This is a genomic window from Phaeobacter gallaeciensis DSM 26640, assembly GCF_000511385.1.
Lineage (GTDB): Bacteria > Pseudomonadota > Alphaproteobacteria > Rhodobacterales > Rhodobacteraceae > Phaeobacter > Phaeobacter gallaeciensis.
Genome location: NC_023137.1, coordinates 974931 through 993807, shown reverse-complemented (window position 1 = coordinate 993807; position 18877 = coordinate 974931). Strand labels below are relative to the sequence as shown.

At 62.5% G+C, this 18877-nt stretch carries 20 protein-coding genes; 9 read left to right on the top strand and 11 right to left on the bottom strand.

Going from position 1 to position 18877, the window contains the following annotated elements; translation table 11 throughout:
* Positions 1–17 precede the first annotated feature (17 nt).
* From GAL_RS04790 to GAL_RS04780, 3 genes are all read left to right on the top strand, one after another.
* Complete coding sequence (locus tag GAL_RS04790) at positions 18–200, top strand: hypothetical protein (protein WP_024096452.1); 183 nt, start codon at positions 18–20, stop codon at positions 198–200.
* Positions 201–391: 191 nt separating this feature from the next.
* Positions 392–703 (top strand): hypothetical protein, encoded by a 312-nt coding sequence (locus tag GAL_RS04785; RefSeq protein WP_024096451.1) that lies wholly within the window; start codon positions 392–394, stop codon positions 701–703.
* Positions 704–874: 171 nt separating this feature from the next.
* Positions 875–1840, top strand: coding sequence for a LysR family transcriptional regulator (locus GAL_RS04780; RefSeq protein WP_024096450.1), 966 nt, complete (start codon positions 875–877; stop codon positions 1838–1840).
* A gap of 3 nt (positions 1841–1843) precedes the next feature.
* Here the strand turns inward: GAL_RS04780 and GAL_RS04775 are convergent, their stop codons facing one another.
* From GAL_RS04775 to meaB, 5 genes are all read right to left on the bottom strand, one after another.
* Positions 1844–2299: a low molecular weight protein-tyrosine-phosphatase gene (locus tag GAL_RS04775; RefSeq protein ID WP_024096449.1), complete on the bottom strand. Its 456-nt coding sequence runs from the start codon at positions 2297–2299 to the stop codon at positions 1844–1846.
* A gap of 137 nt (positions 2300–2436) precedes the next feature.
* The gene (locus GAL_RS04770) at positions 2437–2907 is read right to left on the bottom strand and encodes a copper chaperone PCu(A)C (RefSeq protein WP_024096448.1); all 471 of its coding nucleotides are present in this window, start codon (positions 2905–2907) and stop codon (positions 2437–2439) included.
* Between the two features lie 53 nt (positions 2908–2960).
* Positions 2961–3317, bottom strand: coding sequence for a DUF2946 family protein (locus GAL_RS04765; protein WP_024096447.1), 357 nt, complete (start codon positions 3315–3317; stop codon positions 2961–2963).
* Between the two features lie 174 nt (positions 3318–3491).
* Complete coding sequence (gene rpmB, locus GAL_RS04760) at positions 3492–3782, bottom strand: 50S ribosomal protein L28 (RefSeq protein ID WP_024096446.1); 291 nt, start codon at positions 3780–3782, stop codon at positions 3492–3494.
* Positions 3783–4086: 304 nt separating this feature from the next.
* Positions 4087–5109: a methylmalonyl Co-A mutase-associated GTPase MeaB gene (gene meaB / locus GAL_RS04755; RefSeq protein ID WP_024096445.1), complete on the bottom strand. Its 1023-nt coding sequence runs from the start codon at positions 5107–5109 to the stop codon at positions 4087–4089.
* A gap of 142 nt (positions 5110–5251) precedes the next feature.
* Here meaB and hrpB point away from each other — a divergent pair, with 142 nt between their 5' ends.
* The 3 genes from hrpB to GAL_RS04740 all read left to right on the top strand — a co-directional run bounded on the left by hrpB (position 5252) and on the right by GAL_RS04740 (position 9978).
* Positions 5252–7756, top strand: a complete 2505-nt coding sequence (gene hrpB, locus GAL_RS04750) for an ATP-dependent helicase HrpB (RefSeq protein ID WP_024096444.1) — start codon at positions 5252–5254, stop codon at positions 7754–7756.
* A 191-nt stretch (positions 7757–7947) separates the two neighbouring features.
* Positions 7948–8406, top strand: coding sequence for an NUDIX hydrolase (locus GAL_RS04745; RefSeq protein WP_024096443.1), 459 nt, complete (start codon positions 7948–7950; stop codon positions 8404–8406).
* Positions 8407–8496: 90 nt separating this feature from the next.
* Positions 8497–9978, top strand: a complete 1482-nt coding sequence (locus tag GAL_RS04740; protein ID WP_014875328.1) for an inorganic phosphate transporter — start codon at positions 8497–8499, stop codon at positions 9976–9978.
* Between the two features lie 91 nt (positions 9979–10069).
* Here GAL_RS04740 and argF read toward each other — a convergent pair whose 3' ends face one another.
* Entirely contained in the window at positions 10070–10996 is a 927-nt protein-coding gene (gene argF, locus GAL_RS04735; protein ID WP_024096442.1) for an ornithine carbamoyltransferase, read from the bottom strand.
* A gap of 109 nt (positions 10997–11105) precedes the next feature.
* Positions 11106–12290 carry an aspartate aminotransferase family protein gene (locus tag GAL_RS04730; protein WP_024096441.1) on the bottom strand — a complete coding sequence of 395 codons (1185 nt, stop codon included), beginning with the start codon at positions 12288–12290 and terminating at the stop codon, positions 11106–11108.
* A gap of 356 nt (positions 12291–12646) precedes the next feature.
* On the opposite strand from GAL_RS04730, the gene GAL_RS04725 reads away from it, so the two are divergent.
* Positions 12647–13576 carry a DMT family transporter gene (locus GAL_RS04725; RefSeq protein WP_024096440.1) on the top strand — a complete coding sequence of 310 codons (930 nt, stop codon included), beginning with the start codon at positions 12647–12649 and terminating at the stop codon, positions 13574–13576.
* Here the strand turns inward: GAL_RS04725 and GAL_RS04720 are convergent.
* Complete coding sequence (locus GAL_RS04720) at positions 13558–14394, bottom strand: ABC transporter permease (protein ID WP_024096439.1); 837 nt, start codon at positions 14392–14394, stop codon at positions 13558–13560. The genes GAL_RS04725 and GAL_RS04720 overlap by 19 nt on opposite strands.
* A 316-nt stretch (positions 14395–14710) precedes the next feature.
* Between GAL_RS04720 and GAL_RS04715 the strand changes: the two genes are divergently transcribed.
* Entirely contained in the window at positions 14711–15319 is a 609-nt protein-coding gene (locus GAL_RS04715) for a GcrA family cell cycle regulator (protein ID WP_024096438.1), read from the top strand.
* Between the two features lie 154 nt (positions 15320–15473).
* Here the strand turns inward: GAL_RS04715 and GAL_RS04710 are convergent, their stop codons facing one another.
* On the bottom strand, positions 15474–15992 hold the full coding sequence (locus GAL_RS04710) for a YHS domain-containing (seleno)protein (RefSeq protein ID WP_024096437.1): 519 nt from the start codon (positions 15990–15992) through the stop codon (positions 15474–15476).
* Positions 15993–16384: 392 nt separating this feature from the next.
* Here GAL_RS04710 and yghU point away from each other — a divergent pair, with 392 nt between their 5' ends.
* Complete coding sequence (yghU, locus tag GAL_RS04705; RefSeq protein WP_024096436.1) at positions 16385–17266, top strand: glutathione-dependent disulfide-bond oxidoreductase; 882 nt, start codon at positions 16385–16387, stop codon at positions 17264–17266.
* A gap of 98 nt (positions 17267–17364) precedes the next feature.
* Here the strand turns inward: yghU and GAL_RS04700 are convergent, their stop codons facing one another.
* Both GAL_RS04700 and GAL_RS04695 read right to left on the bottom strand, forming a co-directional pair.
* Positions 17365–18162, bottom strand: coding sequence for an SseB family protein (locus GAL_RS04700; RefSeq protein ID WP_024096435.1), 798 nt, complete (start codon positions 18160–18162; stop codon positions 17365–17367).
* Positions 18159–18752, bottom strand: coding sequence for a uracil-DNA glycosylase family protein (locus GAL_RS04695; RefSeq protein WP_024096434.1), 594 nt, complete (start codon positions 18750–18752; stop codon positions 18159–18161). The genes GAL_RS04700 and GAL_RS04695 overlap by 4 nt, the downstream gene beginning before the upstream one ends.
* Positions 18753–18877: the final 125 nt, after the last annotated feature.

Genomic DNA, 18877 nt, shown 5'->3' with positions numbered 1-18877 from the left:
CTCAGGAGGACTTTGATATGGATGCAATCAGAACTGCCGAATATGCCCGTGCGCTCTACTCTGCCCATGGCGACAAGGCCGAGGCTGAGGTGGCACAGAAAATGCGGCGTTGTCAGGAGGCTGGCAAAACGGCTGAGGCGGAGGATTGGCGCTCCGTGCGTCAGATGATCCTGTCCCTGCGCGGGCCAAACCAGTCCTGACCGGAGGGGCGCTGGCCCTGTCAGCGCCTTGACCGCAAAAACCGGGATACCCCATTGGCGGGTTTCCGCCGAGGGTCAACCACTTGTTTACCTAGATTGAAAGCCCCCGCCGCTTGCGGCATAGTCCGCCCAAGCGCGGGCAACAGACCCGCTCGGACCAGAGCACTTGCAGATTTCTAGGGACAATGAAGATGAAGCTACTGCTGACCGCCACGCTATGTGCCGTGATGATCACCGGGGTGATGCCTGCCCCCGTCGGGGCCGGCGCGATCGAGAAAGCCTGTCGCCAGTCCAACCGCACCTCCGCCTCACCCTCGCTGTGTCGCTGCATTCAGTCCGTGGCCAATGCCAGCCTCAACCGCAGCGAACGCCGGACCGTGTCGAAATGGTTCAGCGATCCGCATCAGGCCCAGGTGGTGCGCCAGTCGAGCCGCAGCTCGGATGAACGGCTGTGGAAGCGGTACAAATCCTTTGGCGAGAATGCTGCGCGCGTTTGCAGCTGATCCGGCGTGGCAGGGCGGGTGCGATAGCGCCCCCTCTGGCCCAGATGAAATCTTATAAAACACCAACGCGGACCGCCGCTTCCAGATAAGCGCTCCGCATCGCCCCTCACCCTTCCCTTCCCATCGACGGGACGCAGAACCGCGCCCGCAACATCAGGCAGGACCGCAGATATGTTGATGAAAGGGGTGACGCTGCGCGGACTTGAAGTGTTTGAGGCGCTTGCCAAAACCGGATCCGTGGCACAGACCGCCGCGCTCACCGGGTTGAGCCAGCCTGCGGTCAGCCAGCAACTGCGCAATCTGGAAAGCGCGCTGGGGGCGGAGCTGGTCAACCATGGCCGCCGCCCGATGGTGCTGACCCCGGCGGGGCGCAACTTCCTGGCCAGAACAGAGGCGGTGCTGACGGAACTGCGACTGGCGCAGAGCGAGCTGAGTGTTGTCGACCTCAACCACCTCTCGACGCTGTCGATTGGGCTGATTGACGATTTCGACAATGATCTGACCCCGCGTCTGGCGACCACTCTGGCCGAAAGCCTGGTCAATTGCCGCTTCAAGATGATCACCGCCTCCAGCCACGACATTCTGGATGCGCTGGACGCGCGCGAGCTGCATATCGCGGTGGCAGCCACCTCCGGTGCCCTGCGCGAGGGGATCACCGAATACCCGCTGGTGCAGGATCCCTTCATGCTGGTGGCGCCGCGCGGAATGCTGCGCAAGCCGGAAGCGGAGATGGATATCCTCAATGCGCTGCCGTTCCTGCGTTATGAGGGCAGCCAGTTGATTTCGCAGCAGATCGAAGCGCATCTGGCGCGGCAGAAACTGTTGTTTGAGGAACGGTTCGAGATCGGCTCACACCTGTCGTTGATGGCGCTGGTGGCGCGGCGTATCGGCTGGGCGATCACCACGCCACTGGGCTATATGCGGGCGGCGCGTTTTCACGATGAGATTGAGGCCTTCCCCCTGCCCTTTGGCGCCTTTTCGCGGCGGATTTCGCTGTTTTCCAGTGCGGACTGGGCTGACCGGGTGCCGCGCGACGTGGCGCAGACCATGCGGCGGCTGGTGCAGGGGCATATGATTGACCCTGCCGTGCAGCGCCTGCCCTGGCTGGCGGGTGATCTGAAGGTGCTGGAAGACTAAGACCTAGTCTGCACTGCTGTTGCGCAGCGCCTTGGTCAGCCCCGCGGCGGCCGCCTCAATCAGATCGAGACAGCCCTCAAAATCGCGGGTGTAATAGGGGTCCGGCACGTGATCCGCCCCCTGACCGGGCGCATAATCGGTGAAGAGTTTGACCGGCGTCGTGGCTCCCTTAGGGCGCTGCGCTTCGATATTCGCCAGATTGTCACCATCCATTGCGACGATCAGATCGAAGCGGTCAAAATCCTGGCGTGAGAATTGTCGGGCGCGCAGGTCTGAGAGGTCGAAACCGCGCACCTTGGCTGCGGCCTGCATCGGCCCATAGGGCGGTGATCCCACATGGTAGCCTGCGGTACCGGCGCTGTCGGTTGCCACCTCTGGGCACAGTGCACGGAAAACGCCTTCAGCCGCCGGAGAGCGACAGATATTGCCGAGGCACACGAAGAGGATGTTTTGCGCCATTGTGACCGCCTTTCAAGATTGCACCGCGACCCAGCACCAATTGAGAGATGTGCCGTAACGTGGCTGCGGCAAAAGAAAATGGCCAACCCATGCAGCAGAGCGCGGATTGGCCAAAGGATGACAGATCAGGTCGATGATCAGTGCGAGTGTTTCATCGCACCGTGATCAGGCTTGCGCTCCAGATCGACGGGGACGGTCACGGTGACCTCGCCCGCCTTTTCAAAAACCAGCGTCAGATCGACGTTGTCGCCATGTTCCAGCGATTTGGTCAGCCCCATCAGCATCACATGGTCGCCGCCCCGCTGGAGCATATGGGTTTCCCCCGCCGGGATGGCAAAGCCTTCCTCGACGTGCAGCATCTGCATAACGCCGTTTTCACCTTCCTTATGGGTGTGCAGCTGCACCATCTTTGCCGCATCGCTCCGCGCGTCGATCAGCCGGTCATCGCTGTCGGTGGCGTTTTCGATCATCATGAAGGCAGCACCGCTTTTGGCCGCTTTGGAGGAGACGCGCGCGTAGGAATCCGTGACGGTGACGTCAGCGGCAAAGCCCGCATTGGCGAAGCTGAGGGCGGCAAAGGTGGCGGCGAGCGTGGTTTTGAAGGTCATGGTTTTTGATCCTTGATAGGTAGGCTTTGGAATTTGGGTCAGAAACAGCGCGGTCATACCGCGCGGGAACATCCCAATTCCGGCGGCCCCCGAGCAAAGGCCGCCAACCGCACCACAGGCCGGATCTCAGCGCGCTGCGCTAGATCGCGCGGCAGTTTTTGTGGCAGGGTGCTGTGCCCCAAGACCGGCAATGCCAGTCCCAAATCCGAGACGAAGGTCAGACACTCGGGACACTCCATCGGCGGCGACACGGGCTGGCCGTCGCTATCGATATAGACCATTACAGGCCCAGTGCCGGTGCAGATCACCATCTGCCCCGCAGCATCGCGCATACCCGCCTGAGCGCTGATACCGGTGAGGGTCATCAACGCGATCAGGGCCAGTGCCAGATATGAACGCAGCAAGGTCATGTCGTGATGAGATATGCGCCTGTGACCCCGCAGCCGCAAGGCGAAAAAGGGACGCAGGCAAAGCTGCAGGCAACACGCCACCCCTGCCCCATCGACAAAAAGAAAACGCCGCGCATGATTTCATGCACGGCGTTTAAAATCTCTATCCCAGCCCTTGGGCCAGGAGGTCGGCGATCAGGCCTCTGCGGCTTGCGCCTTGGCGATCTCTTTCTTGACCTTCAGCGCAGTGTTGGACAGCTCTTCGTCCTTGGCTTTGGCCAGGAAGGCGTCCAGACCACCACGGTGATCAACGGTGCGCAGCGCGGCGGCCGAGATGCGCAGCTTGATGCCACGGTTCAGGGTCTCGGACTGCAGCGTCACGTCGTTCAGGTTCGGCAGAAAGCGACGCTTGGTTTTGTTGTTGGCGTGGCTGACATTGTTGCCAGTCATCGGGCCTTTTCCGGTCAGTTCGCAACGGCGCGACATAGGTTCATCCTTCGTATCTGGGGCGCCCGTTGATCATGGTTCGAATCGAGCACCAAATTACAAGGGGCGCGGCCATTGGCTGCGCCCGAAAACTGGTTGGATGCGTTTAGGAGGAATCGCGTGCAGGGTCAAGCCATATGAAACGGTTTTATGAGACAACCTGTGCACACACCCCTAACGGGCTATTTCCGCATCCAAGGTTCGCGCCCTTCTAGCCTGCCTCAGCTGTGAAATCCAGCGCTGATCACAGGTTTTCGGTGCCACCACGGGTGGGGTTCCCGTCAACCGCCCGGCGCCAGACCGCTCAGCCAACCCCGAGCCCTGCAAGCAGGTCCTTGGCCGCCGCCGCCGGGGTGACGCGCCCCTCAGCGACCTCTTCTGACAGATCGGCCATACGGCCTTGCGCCCAGGGCGTCTCCAGCCGGGCCAGTAGCGCCTGACGCACGTCTTCGCCAAACCAGTAGCGGGCCTGTTCGCCGCGCCGCCGCTGCCAGTGGCCGTTTTCGCGCCGCCAGTCGGCCAGCGTCTGCATATCATCCCAAGCGGTCTCCAACCCGTCACGGGTGGCGGCGGAGACCATCAGCGCCTTGGGGAAGCCCTCCGGGTCCTGCGGGCGTTTGCGCAAAAGGCGCAGCGCCCCGGCATAATCTGCACAGGTACGGGTTGCAGCGGGCTTCAGATCGCCATCCGCCTTGTTGACCAAAATAATGTCGGCCATCTCCATAATGCCCCGTTTCACGCCTTGCAGCTCATCCCCACCAGCTGGCGCAAGCAACAAGAGAAACAGATCGGACATTTCTGACACCACGGTTTCGGATTGACCAACCCCAACGGTTTCAATCAAGACCACATCGAACCCTGCGGCCTCGCAGAGCGCCACCGCCTCGCGAGAGCGGCGCCCGACACCGCCCAGATGTGTCTGGCTTGGCGAGGGACGGATGAAGGCGTTTTTCTCGCGACTGAGATGCTCCATCCGGGTCTTATCGCCCAGAATGGACCCGCCGGAGCGGGTTGAACTAGGGTCCACGGCCAGCACCGCCACCCGCAGACCCGCACTGATCAGCATCATGCCGAAGCTTTCAATAAAGGTGGATTTCCCCACCCCCGGCGTGCCGGACAGGCCGATACGCAGGGATTGGCGGTTTTCGCGGGCCAGCAACTCCAGCAGGCGGGTGGTGGCCTCGCGGTGATCGGCGCGTCCGCTTTCGACCAGCGTGATGGCCCGCGCCAGCGCCCGGCGTTCGCCGTTCAGAATGCGGGTGGCCAGATGGTCAATATTCGGCACGGCGCCCCGCGTGGCACCTTTCGGTTTGTCTGCTGCTGACATATCGGCCTCTCCCGCTCCCATCCGCCTGTCGCGCATTGATGGCGCAGCCGGGCCGCGATTGTCCAGAGAGCATCCGTCGCAGGAGGACAAAGCCGGTGCGGTCGGCGCTGGACCAGACCCGCACCATTGGCGATAAGGCAGCATGACCAGATTGCCCATTGATGACGCCCTGCCCGAATTGATTGCTGCGCTACAGCACCACAAACGCGCCGTGTTGCAGGCTCCGCCCGGTGCAGGCAAGACCACGCGGGTGCCCTTGGCGATGCTGGAGGCTGGCCTCTGTACAGGGCGCATCCTCATGCTGGAGCCGCGCCGATTGGCCGCGCGTGCTGCTGCCGAGCGCATGGCCGACACATTGGGCGAGCCGGTCGGGCAGACCGTGGGCTACAGGATCCGCGGTGAAGCAAAGGTGAGCGCAGACACCCGGATCGAAGTGGTGACTGAGGGCATCCTGACGCGGATGCTGCAATCGGACCCGGATCTGCCCGGCGTTGACGCGGTGATTTTTGACGAATTCCACGAACGCTCGCTTAATGCAGATTTTGGCCTGGCGCTCTGCCTTGAGGTGGCGGGCGCGCTGCGCGACGATCTGATCCTGCTGGCGATGTCGGCGACACTGGACGCCGCCCCTGTGGCTGCACTGATGGAGGCGCCGCTGGTCACCTCCGAGGGGCGCAGCTACCCGGTGGAGACGCGCTGGCTGGAGGCACCGCTGGCAGCGGACAGCCGCAGCGGACGTGGTCCCCGGCGGCTGGATGCGCTGGTCGATCTGGTGCTGCGCGCCGAGGCCGAGACCCGACCCGCAGGGTCTGGCGGTAATGGCAGCTCCGAGACCAAGGGTGGCGGCATTCTGGTGTTCCTCCCCGGCGAAGGTGAAATCCGCAAGGCCGCTGCCGCGCTCTCCTCTCGGCTGCCAGGCGATTGCGTGGTGCGCCCCCTGTTTGGCGCCCTGCCCTTTTCCGAGCAGCGCGCCGCGATCCAGCCGGACCCGAAGCTGCGCAAGGTGGTTCTGGCGACCTCCATTGCGGAAACCTCACTCACCATTCAGGATATTCGCGTGGTGGTGGATATGGGGCTGGCAAGGCGCAGCCGATTTGATCCCGGTTCCGGCATGTCGCGACTGGTCACCGAACGGGTGACCCGCGCCGAGGCCATCCAGCGGCAGGGCCGTGCCGGCCGGGTGGCGGCGGGGGTGGCTTACCGGCTGTGGACCAAGGGCGAAGACGGCGCGCTTGCCGCCTTCCCGCCACCCGAAATTCAGGCCGCTGACCTCACATCCCTGGCGCTGGAACTGGCGCTCTGGGGGGCGGGACCGGATGATCTGCCGTTCCTGACGCCACCGCCAGAGGGCGCACTGAAGGAAGCGCAGGCGCTTTTGCGAATGCTGGGCGCGCTGGATGGGGAGGGTCGGATCACTCCTCATGGCAAGGCGCTGGCCAAGCTACCGCTGCATCCGCGTCTGGGGCATATGCTGGCGCGGTTTGGTGCTGATGCGGCGCCGCTGGCCGCGCTGCTGGCAGAACGCGACCCCCTGCGTGGCGCGCCGGTGGATCTGGCGCTGCGACTGGAGGCGCTGCGCGATGCAAAAGGGTTTCAGCGCCGCCGGAGCTATCAGCTGAACATCCCCACGCTGGAGCGTATCAAGGGAGAGGCCAAGCGACTGGCGCGGCAGGCCCGCAGTGGCACCCCCTCAGCTTCGGCGAGTGCTGCCGTGATGGCCGCCGCCGCTTACCCCGACCGCATTGGCCAACGCCGCAAGGGCGATGCGCCCCGCTATGTACTCTCCGGCGGCAAGGGCGCGATGCTGCCGCCAGAGGACAGCCTGGCCGCGACCCCGTTTCTGGTGGGGCTGGATAGCGACGGCAACCCCCGTGAGGCGCGGCTGCGGCTGGCCACACCGATCACCCTGTCGGAGCTGCGCGCCGAATTTGCCGATCAGATCACACCGGAGCAGATCTGCACATGGTCGAAGCGCGACCGCCGGGTGGTGGCGCGTCGTCAGCAATGTCTGGGCGCCATCGTGCTGGAGGATCATATCTGGAAGGATGTCCCGGCCGAGACCGTGGCCACCGCCATGCTGGAGGGCGTGCGCGAGCTGGGCCTGCGGCTGAGCGGTGCCGCAGCGCGGTTTGTCGCGCGGGTGCGGTTGCTGAACGCTGCGGGGGAGGATCTGCCCGATTTCAGCGAGGCAGCCCTCCTTGAGACATTGGAAGGCTGGTTGCTGCCGATGCTGGCGGGGGTGCGCAGCGCCGAGGACTGGAAACGCTTTGACCCGCTGCCCGCGCTGCGCACAGCGCTCAACTGGGAGCAGACGCAACGGCTGGATCAACTGGCACCGCCGCATTTCACCACGCCACTGGGGCGCAAGGTCCCGATTGACTATGCCGAGGAGGTGCCGGAGATTTCCGTCAGACTACAGGAGATGTTTGGGGTCACCCGCCACCCCACGGTGGGCGGTGTCGCCCTCAAGGTCTCGCTGCTGTCCCCGGCGCAGCGCCCCATTCAGATCACCCGCGATCTGCCCGGTTTCTGGTCCGGGTCCTATGCAGATGTGCGCAAGGATATGCGGGCGCAATATCCGAAACACCCCTGGCCCGAAGACCCCACACAGGCCGATCCGACGTTGCGCGCCAAACCAAGCAAATAGATCGCCCGACGGTGAAACGACGTCAAAACGCGCATTTCCCACGCAAACTTGCCGATTTTTTCACCAAAACAGCACAAAAACCCTCGATTGGCGAAACCCGACCTCTTGAATTTCCGCCCCGTGATGCCAAGATTGATCCAAAGCAAAAATGCGCCCGGCATTCATGATCGGCGCTAGAAAGCTGAGCAGCAATGAAACACATCATGTCGAGCGCCTGGGAGGAATATCTCCGGCCAATGTTCTTTCGCCCCAAACGGCTGCAAGTCGCCGCTATGTGCTGTCGTGATGGCGCTGAGGGCAAAGAGGTTCTGATGATCACCAGCCGGGGCACCGGTCGCTGGATCGTACCAAAGGGCTGGCCCATCAAGGGCATGAACGGTCCGCAATCCGCGCTTCAGGAAGCCTGGGAAGAGGCCGGCGTGCGCGAAGCCCGGATCGAGGGCGACCCGGTCGGCACCTATGAATATGTGAAATTGCAGGACAACGGCACCAAGGAGACGGTCCATACGCTGGTCTATGTCGCCGAGGTCACCGAACTCTCTGACGACTACCCCGAACAGCCGGAGCGGACCCGTGAGTGGATGTCTCCGATAGCCGCGGCAGAGCTGGTGGCGGAACCCGAATTGAGCGAGCTGCTGCGCCAATTGTAACAGATCCACGATGGAAATATGACAAAACCCTTGCATGACTGCAACGGGGAGGCTAGGCGCGTGCGCAACTTTTGAATCGGGATCGATACAATGAGCGACGCACCGCAGAGACCACAGTGGAAGACATTGGACCGGGATCTTAACCGGATTTCTCAACTTGAACTGGCGACCTCCTATGTGTCGCGCCCGCTGGTCGCCCCCGGCATCGCGCTGGTCTTCATCGCCCTCGCCGGTGTTGGGGCAGCGGTATTTCTCGGCTCGGCGCCGTCCAACTTCGTGGTGATCGCGGCGGCGGCTTTTGGCGCCTATATGGCGCTGAACATCGGCGCAAATGACGTGGCCAACAATATGGGTCCTGCCGTGGGCGCCAATGCGCTGACCATGGGCGGGGCCATTGTAATCGCTGCGCTCGCTGAAAGCGCCGGAGCGCTGCTCGCGGGTGGCGATGTGGTCTCAACCATTTCCAAGGGCATCATTGATCCCGCAGGCGTTGCCAGCTCCGAAGTGTTCATCTGGGCGATGATGGCGGCGTTGATTTCTTCAGCCCTCTGGGTGAACCTTGCGACCTGGATCGGCGCGCCGGTCTCGACCACCCATTCGGTTGTGGGCGGTGTCATGGGCGCAGGTATCGCCGCTGCTGGCTTTGGGGCTGTGAATTGGCCCACCATGAGCAAGATTGCTGCCAGCTGGGTCATCTCTCCGGTGCTGGGCGGGCTGATTGCGGCGGGCTTCCTCGCCTTTATCAAGGCCAAGATCATCTATCAGGACGACAAGATCGCCGCCGCGCGCCGATGGGTGCCGGTGCTGGTGGGCATTATGGCAGGGGCCTTTGCCTCCTATCTGGCGCTGAAGGGCCTCAAGCGGATCATCAAGATCGATCTGGAAATCGCACTGCTGATCGGTGCCGCGGTTGGCGGGCTGTCCTATGTGGTGACCGCACCGCTGATCAAGCGTCAGTCCGAGGGCATGGAGAACCGTAACAAGTCGTTGAAGGTGCTGTTCTCGATCCCGCTGGTCATTTCTGCCGCGCTGTTGTCCTTTGCCCATGGGGCCAATGATGTGGCCAATGCGGTGGGTCCGCTGGCAGCAATTGTGCACACCACCGAGTTTGGCGATATCGCGTCCAAAGTGGCGATCCCGACCTGGGTCATGGTGATTGGCGCCTTTGGCATCTCCTTTGGTCTGTTCCTGTTCGGCCCCAAGCTGATCCGTATGGTGGGCAGCCAGATCACCAAATTGAACCCGATGCGCGCCTATTGTGTGTCGCTGTCGGCTGCGATCACCGTGATTGTGGCCAGCTGGTTGGGCCTGCCGGTGTCCTCCACCCACATCGCGGTGGGTGCCGTGTTTGGCGTGGGTTTCTTCCGTGAATGGCATATGGAACGCCGCCTGAAGCGCAGCTCCGCCACGCGGCCCGAGACCAAGCGCATCGCCCCGGAAGAACGCCGCCGCCGCAAGCTGGTGCGCCGCAGCCATTTCATGACCATTGCTGCGGCCTGGGTGATCACAGTGCCAGCCGCTGCCTTGTTGTCGGGCTGTGTCTTCCTGGCGCTGACCGCGATCACCATGTGATCTGGCCCCTCACCTGAAATAAAGAAACCGCCGCATCCTGATCGGGTGCGGCGGTTTCTTTTTGGTCTTCTCGCTGGCTGAGGAGCGTGGCTCAGGCGCCGAGGCAGTAGCGCATGATCGCCTTTTGCGCGTGCAGGCGGTTTTCGGCCTCATCAAAGATCACCGACTGCGGCCCGTCCATCACGGCGGAGGTGACCTCTTCCTCTCGGTGGGCGGGCAGGCAATGCATGAACAGCGCGTCGGGCTTGGCATGGGCCATCAGTGCGTCATTCACCTGATAGCCGCGCAGCATGTTGTGGCGGCGCTCCTTGGAGGATTGGCTATCGTGCATCGACACCCAGGTATCGGCGACGACCAGATCCGCGCCCTCGACCGCTTTGGCAGCGTCGCGTTCGATGATCACCTGTGAACCTGCATTGCGTGCAAGGCCGATGAACTCAGGCTCCGGGTCAAGCTGGGACGGGCCAGTGAAGGTGAGATCAAAGCCAAACTGCGCGGCGGCATGCAGGAAGGAGGCGCAGACATTGTTGCCATCGCCGCACCAGACGACTTTCTTGCCCTTGATGGGGCCGCGATGTTCCTCATAGGTGAGCACATCAGCCATGATCTGGCAGGGGTGGGTGCGATCGGTGAGCCCGTTGATCACCGGCACCGAGGCGTATTCGGCCATCTCGGTCAGCACGGTTTCATCAAAGGTCCGGATCATGATCATATCGACATAACGGCTGAGTACGCGGGCGGTGTCGGCGATGGTCTCACCATGGCCCAGCTGCATGTCATTGCCGGAGAGCACCATGGTCTGCCCGCCCATCTGGCGCACGCCGACATCAAAGGAAACGCGCGTCCGGGTAGAGGGTTTTTCAAAAATCAGCGCCACCATACGATCCTTCAGCGGCAACTCATCATCCGGCGCCGCCTTGGGACGACCGAGGCGGGCCTGTTTGGTGGCGCTGGCCTGATCGATGATGCTGCGCAGGGCGCCGGCGTCGGTTTTATGGATATCGAGAAAATGGTTCATATCGAGCGTCGCTTTCGTTGTGCTTGTGTCTTGCCGGGGCGGGTGCCGTTGCGGCCACGCGCGGGGGCCAGCCCCCGCACCCCCGGAGTATTTCAGGAAAGATGACGCCTCAGGCGTCTGCTTTGGCCTCCACAGCGGTGGCCGCCTGATCGAGACGGGTGAAGGCCTCGGCGATATCCTCATCGGTGAGGGTCAGCGGCGGCAGCAGGCGGACCACATTGTCGGCGGCGGGCACGGTGACCACCTCAGCCTGATAGCCTGCGGTCACCACATCGGTATTGGCCGCGACACATTTCAGACCCAGCATCAGACCGCTGCCGCGAACCTCTTCAAAGACCTGCGGGTGAGCGGCCACCAGCCCCTCCAGCTTTTGGCGCAGCAGGCCCGCCTTGCGGTTCACCTCCGCCAGAAAGGCCGGATCGGTGACGTGATCCATCACCGCACAGCCCACCGCGCAGCCCAAGGGATTGCCGCCATAGGTGGAACCATGGGTGCCCGCGGTCATGCCGGAGGCGGCCTCTTCGGTGGCCAGCACCGCCCCCAGGGGAAAGCCGCCGCCAATGCCCTTGGCCACCATCATGATGTCCGGCGTAATGCCCGCCCACTCATGGGCGAAGAGCTTGCCGGTCCGGCCCACGCCGCATTGCACCTCATCCAGGATCAGCAACAGACCATGCTCATCACAGATCTGGCGCAGCGCCTTCAATTCTGCATCGGGCACCGGGCGGATGCCGCCCTCCCCCTGCACCGGTTCGATCAGAATGGCGGCAGTTTGCTCCGTGATCGCGTCCGTGACACCATCCAGATCACCGAACATCAGATGTGTGAACCCCGGCAGCATCGGCCCAAAGCCTGCGGTCATTTTCTCGGAGCCGGCCGCAGAGATCCCGGCCGAGGAGCGACCATGGAAAGAGCCGGAGAAGGTTAGGATCTCCACTCTCTCAGGTTGATCTTTGTCATGGAAATACTTCCGCGCCATCTTCACCGCCAGTTCGCAGGCCTCTGTGCCGGAGTTGGTGAAGAACACCGTATCGGCAAAGCTGTGCTCTACCAGCCGGTCCGCCAGCGCCTGCTGCTGCGGGATGTGGTAGAGATTGGAGACATGCCAGAGGGTTTCGGCCTGATCGGTCAGCGCCTTCACCAGAACCGGATGGGCATGACCCAGTGCGTTCACCGCAATGCCCGCCGCCAGATCCAGAAAGCGTCGTCCGTCGGCCTCGATCAGCCAGGCGCCTTCGCCCTTCACAAAGCTGAGAGGCGCACGATTGTAAGTGGGCAGAACGGACGGGATCATCGGGATCTTCCTTTTGGACATGATGGGCCAAGCAGTGACGCAGCCGGGCCGCAGGGTCAACGATATTGGAGAAGTTGGATGTGCCGCAACGGGGCACGGGTGATCGGGGCCGGATTACGCGCTGAGGCGTCGGCGTCGCAGCAAATTGATATGTGCAGCAGTGATCATGCCTGCGTCCATAACGGAGGTTTTTAGAAAAGAAAAGACCATTTGTCGGCCCGGCTGGTCAATTTGAAGGTGTCGGCTATTATTTGAAGGTGTCGGCTATTGCAGTCACCCGACGGGCTGCCAGCTCAATCACGGCGCCCCCCTCTGGTGGCTTGCTTTTGGTGGCAGCAACGGGCAGTGCTGACAGCATGATCAACACCCGTCAGAACCCCGCCCTCGCCGCTGCGCTGATCCTGCTCGCCACGGTATTCATCGCAGGCACCACGCTGGTGGCCAAAGCGCTTGGCACTGATGCCATGGGCGCACCCCTCCATCCGCTGCAGATCAGTTTCGGGCGCTTTACCTTTGCGTTTCTGGCGATCAGCGTGATTGTCGGACTGCGACGACCCACCTTTGTGCGGCCCCATTGGGGGCTGCATATCGGGCGCACCAGCTTTGGCTGGATGGGGGTGACGCTGATGTTTGCCTCGGTTGCTTATATTCCGCTGGCCGATGCCACCGCGATCACCTTTCTGAACCCGGTATTCGGGATGCTTCTGGCGATCCCTCTGCTTGGCGAGCGGGTTGGCCCCTGGCGCTGGGCGGCGGCGGTGATTGCGCTTATCGGGGCGATGATCCTGCTGCGGCCCACCCCTGCGAGTTTTCAGCCCGCAAGCCTGCTGGCGCTGGCGGCGGCTGCGGTGATGGGGCTGGAGCTGATCTTTATCAAACGGCTAGCTGGGCGTGAGAGGCCACTACAGATCCTGTGGCTCAACAATCTGCTGGGCACACTGATCGCCTGCACTGCGGTGATTGCGGTCTGGCAGCAACCCACTGCGGAGCAATGGGGGTTGATGGCGATACTGGGAGCCATGATGGCCTGTGCGCAGGGCTGTTTCATCAATGGGATGGCGCGGGCGGATGCGTCTTTTGTGGCGCCTTTCAGCTATGCCACGCTGATTTTCGCCGCCCTTTATGATTTTGCCATCTTTGCCGAGGCGCCAGACGCGATCACCGTACTAGGCGCGGTGATTATCCTCGCGGGCGCGGCTTTATTGGCCTGGCGTGAGGGGCGACAGCGGGTGCCGACCCTGCATGTGGATCCGGGCGCGCAGGCGGATCAGGACTTCAGCCGGTAACCGCTGCGCAGCATCAGCCAAGCCAATGTCCCGATGGCCGCACTGGACAGGCTGCAAACCAGCAATCCGAGCAGAGGGGAGCTGTCAGAGGTACCGATCACCCCGAATCGCACCCCGTCGATCAGATAGAACACCGGGTTGAGATGTGAGAGCAGCCGCAGCACGGGCGGCAGCGCCTCCACCGAATAGAAGGTGCCTGAGAGAAAGGCGAGCGGGGTCACGATGAAGTTGGTGATTGCCGCCATCTGGTCGAATTTCTCGGCAAAGACGCCAGCGACGATGCCAAGCCCGCCCAGAAACAGCGCCCCAAGCACCACAAACAGCAGCGCCACCAACGGATGTTCCGGCACCACGCCCAGAACCAGCATCAACCCGCTACCAATGCCAAGCGCCACGAGAACCCCGCGCGCCACAGCCCCGGCCAGATAGCCGAGCAGGATTTCAAACCCCGATAGCGGTGGCATCAGCGTGTCAACGATATTGCCCTGCACCTTGGTGATCACAATCGACGATGACGTATTGGCAAAAGCATTCTGGATCACCGTCATCATCATGATACCGGGGGCCAGAAATTCGATGAAAGGCACGCCCATGACATCGCCCCGCCCCGGGCCAATGGCGATATTGAAGATCATCAGGAACAGGGCAGCAGTGACCATTGGCGCCATCAGAGTCTGGGTCCAGACCACCAGGAACCGGGTGATTTCCCGCCGGGCCAACGTGCGCAGCCCCAGCCAGTTCATCCGCCCGAAGCGCCGCTCTCCAAGGGCGATGGCCGGTGTCGCTGGTGCTGTCTGCTCTGGGATGTGCTGTGCCATGTCGCGCCTCTTTGCTTATCTTTCGGGGACGATCTGCGGGCCAATCTTGTGGGCACGCCGATCGGTGACGGCCCCAGGTCTTCCTCATCCGTCGATCTTCTGCGTCAAACCATGCCCACCCTGCCGGGGCAAGCGGCTTTCACGCCCAAAGCGCCTCTGCCAAAGGCTCGCAGCGGCCAATAAGGACCAAGAGAGCAGACCCTGAGGCGTAAGACGCTCTTGTAACTCGGGGCGCAGTGATTAGAATAGGGGCTTGTTACGGAATTCGATGGCGGCCGCAGGATCTGGGGCCGCTTTTAGCTTGGAAAGGCAACAGATGTCCTGGACAGACGAGCGCGTCGAACTGCTCAAGAAAATGTGGGGCGAAGGGCAATCTGCAAGCCAGATCGCCAAGGAACTGGGCGGCGTGACCCGCAACGCCGTGATTGGCAAGGTGCATCGCCTGGGACTGTCCAACCGCAACAGCGGTACGGCCAAACCCGCCGCCGAGCCAAAGGAAAAACCCGCCACCGCGCCAAAACCGGCGCCCGCTGCAGCTGCGGCCGCACCGGCCAAACCCAAGCCGCAGCCAAAGACCGAACCGGCCCGCCCGGTGACGCCTGAGCCTGCGGCCTCTGCCGAAGGGCGCCCGGCCACGCCTGCACGCCGCCAGATCATTCCGGCCGGCCAGCCGCTGCCGCCGCAGCCCTCGGCGAATGAAATTAGCCCAGAAGCGCTGGCCAAGGTCAATGAGATCGAGAAAAAGGCCAAGAAGCTGGGCCTGATGGAACTGACCGAGCGGACCTGCAAATGGCCCGTGGGTGATCCCGCGACTGAGGATTTCTGGTTCTGTGGCCTGCCGGTTCAGCAAGGCAAACCCTATTGCGAAGCCCATGTGGGCGTGGCGTTCCAGCCGATGAGCGCACGCCGCGACCGCAAACGGTAAGCTACAGGTTGGCCTCGACCTTGCGAAAGGTGGCCATCGCTTGAAGATCAAAACAGCGCCTCGGATTGCTTCGGGGCGCTGTTTTCTTTGGGTGCTGCCGTTTGGGGAGGATGCAGGACATAAGCCCTGCCCTCTCCTTAACGGATCGCCAGGATCAGCCCTGTTCCGGGGCGGAGGATGTGAAGTTCGGGATCACATTCTTGGAGGCATCCGCCGGTTCAATCTCGGGCCAGTTGCCCTGAGCGAGGTCGATATTGCCGGGAATATCCTCTTCCCAGAAGCCAACAACGTTTTTGGTGATGTTGAGGTACAGCTTGTCATCCACAATGCGCCACAGGTTTGGATTGCCCGGAACCTTACCGCCCTTGGAGACGCCATAGGCGCAGTGGCCGTCATATTGCGGCGCGTAAAAGTCAGGGTTGGCAGCAAACTTGTCGCGGTTCTCCGCACTGGAGAAGGCGAAGGTAGCGCCGTTGTGTTCTGCCGTATAGGCCGCATTGCCCGGGACCGCTGCGGGTTGGGCACTGCCAACGGGGTTCTGCGCCAGATCGCGGTAGGCCACCACGTCATAGCCGGAAACGGCAAAACCGGTGCTGTCAATATATTGATCCCCGGCAAAGGCAGGCAGACCGAAGGAGGCAGCAGCAAGGGCGGCAAAGAGAACGCTTTTCATAATAAATCCTTTTCAAGGGCCCGGATGGCGTGCACCCGGCAGAAGCTGAAGGCCGACCGCGGTGGCCGATGTGACTAGACAATATTCAGATCCGCCCCGATGCGAAGGGGGGCTCACGCCCCTGTGTCCGATACGGAGCCTGCGTGATCGGAGGCGCAGGTTTTGTTACAGGCTGGTTCTGGGTGGAGATATCTTCCATGGTGTCAGGACGTCCACGCCGCCCACTGTGCCCGGGGGTGGTCAACAAAAAGTGTAGGCGGCAGACCTTCCAGTCATTGGAATTTTGCGCGACCTGCTTATGTTTTGCACAATGCCGCGTCGCCCCTTGCATCGGAGCGGCGTAACATGATCGCCTGACACATTCAAAAACCGTTTTAAAACAAGGCCAACAGATGAGTGACACAACTTACACCCCGCCGAAAGTCTGGACCTGGGAACAGGAGAGCGGTGGCCGCTTTGCCTCGATCAACCGTCCCATTGCCGGGGCCACCCATGACAAAGAGCTGCCGGTGGGAGAACATCCCTATCAGCTCTATTCGCTGGCCACACCCAACGGGGTAAAGGTCACGGTGATGCTTGAGGAGCTGCTGGCCGCGGGCCATAGTGGCGCGGAATATGACGCCTGGCTGATCAATATCGGCGAAGGCGACCAGTTCGGATCCGGCTTTGTCGAGGTCAATCCCAACTCCAAGATTCCGGCATTGATGGACCGCAGCGGCGATGCGCCGGTGCGGGTGTTTGAATCCGGCTCAATCCTGGTGCATCTGGCGGAGAAATTCGACGCCTTCCTGCCCAAGGACGGTGCCGCGCGCACCGAAGTGATGAGCTGGCTGTTCTGGCAGATGGGCAGCGCGCCCTATCTCGGCGGTGGCTTTGGCCATTTCTACGCCTATGCGCCGGAGAAATACGAATACCCGATCAATCGCTTCTCGATGGAAGCCAAACGCCAATTGGATGTGCTCGACCGGCAGCTGGCCGATAACCGCTATATCGCTGGTGAGGAGTACTCCATCGCCGATATGGCGATCTGGGCCTGGTATGGCCAGCTGGTGCTGGGTCGTCTTTATGACGCGGCAGAGTTCCTGGATGTGGAGAGCTACACTCATCTGCTGCGTTGGGCCAAGGAGATCGACGCGCGCCCTGCGGTATCGCGTGGGCGGATGGTGAACCGGGCCTTTGGCGAGCTGCACACCCAGCTGCGCGAGCGCCACGATGCGTCCGATTTTGAGACCAAGACACAGGACAAGCTGGAACCGGCAGAGGCCAACAGCTGACCACAGGCGAGGCCTGTCCTGCCTGTCACCACGGCTGAAGGCACCAGACATCGCGGCCCCGAACAGGGCCGCGATGTTTCTGTTTGGGACCCGCCGCCTTAGCTGAGCCGGGGCGGGTTTTCGGGGTCGCGCCCGGGGGCCGAAGGCAGCGCCGGCTCCGCCGGTTGCGGCAGATCGAACCGCAGACCGGCCTGCGCCAGCCGCGCCGCCATCGCATCGCTGCTGGAAAAAAAGCCGACATCCAGCGCGCCTGCCTCAACCCCGGAGAAGGTCAGCGCCTCGCCCACCGCCTTGGCCAATGCAGATTGCGCGGCCTCCTTGGCATCGACAAAACCGAGGAGATGGCCCTGCCCGCCGCCACGGTAGTGCAGCCCTACCAGATAGGCCGATTGTGCCAGCCCCACAGCCGTCGCCAGTTTGGTATCCAGCGCTGTGATCAGCATCTCCGGCAGGCCCTTGGGCGCGGTGATCGCCTCGATCTCGGCATCGACCTCTGCCGGGGTCTGGCCGAGGGTTCCATGCAGCCAAGCCACGGCCTCAGCCGGGATCAGGATCGCGGACGGCGCCACATCAAGGTTAACACCAAGGCCAATTTTGGCTCCTGCCCCCTGCCCCGCCAGCATCTGCACCACGACTCGACCCGACAAAGCGGCATAAGGAACGATGCGCCCGGCGAACTCAGCCAGCCGGTCCTCGCGATCAAACACCAGCGCAAAGGTGCCATCGGAGGTCTCAAACAGCTCCGGCGCAATGCTGTCGCCCTCGGGTTCTTTGGTCAGTAGCAGGAATAACTCGCTATCCGCCAGCCGCTCGTAGAACCGCAGGCGGGCCGCGTCGTCCTGGGGCGCTGCCAGCATTGCGGCGTGGCTATGATCCAGAGGGGTGGCGTCAGTCATGGTATCAGCTCCTGAACCCGGGCGCGCAGGACCGGCAGCAGATCGGTCTCGAACCAGGGATTGCGTTTCAGCCATGCGGTATTGCGCCAGGACGGATGTGGCAAGGGAAACTCGTGCGGCGCGTGGTCCCGCCAGCCCTCAACCCGTGCCTGCACCGACTGTTTGCCGCCCAGATGATAGCTATGGGCATAACCGCCAACCAGCACGCGCAGGCCAATGTTGGGTAAAGTGGTCATCACCCGGTCATGCCAGGTGGTACGACAGATCGCAGGGGGCGGCAGATCCGCCTTCCGCGCGGAGTATCCCGGAAAACAAAACGCCATAGGTACAATCGCCACCAGAGACTGGTTATAGAATTGTGCCTCACTCAGGCCCAGCCACTCACGCAGGCGATCCCCGGACGGATCCGTGAAAGGACGACCGCTGTTGTGAACACGCGCGCCCGGTGCCTGACCGGCGATCAGGATACGCGCGGCACCGTCAAACCACACAACCGGACGCGGGCTGTGTCGGGTCACGGTTGCGGCAAACCGGTCCGTACATAGCCGACAGGCACGAATCTCCTGCCTCAGATCCTCGGTTGTGGTCATCTCTGCCCCCTGTTATCTGCCCGTTCGCAGCCTCATGGCACCCTGTCCATTCACCTGCTACGCAGCCCGCGAGAACGCCGCCACGTGATCAAAGCCGCGTCATCTGGTTAACGGAGCGTTGATAA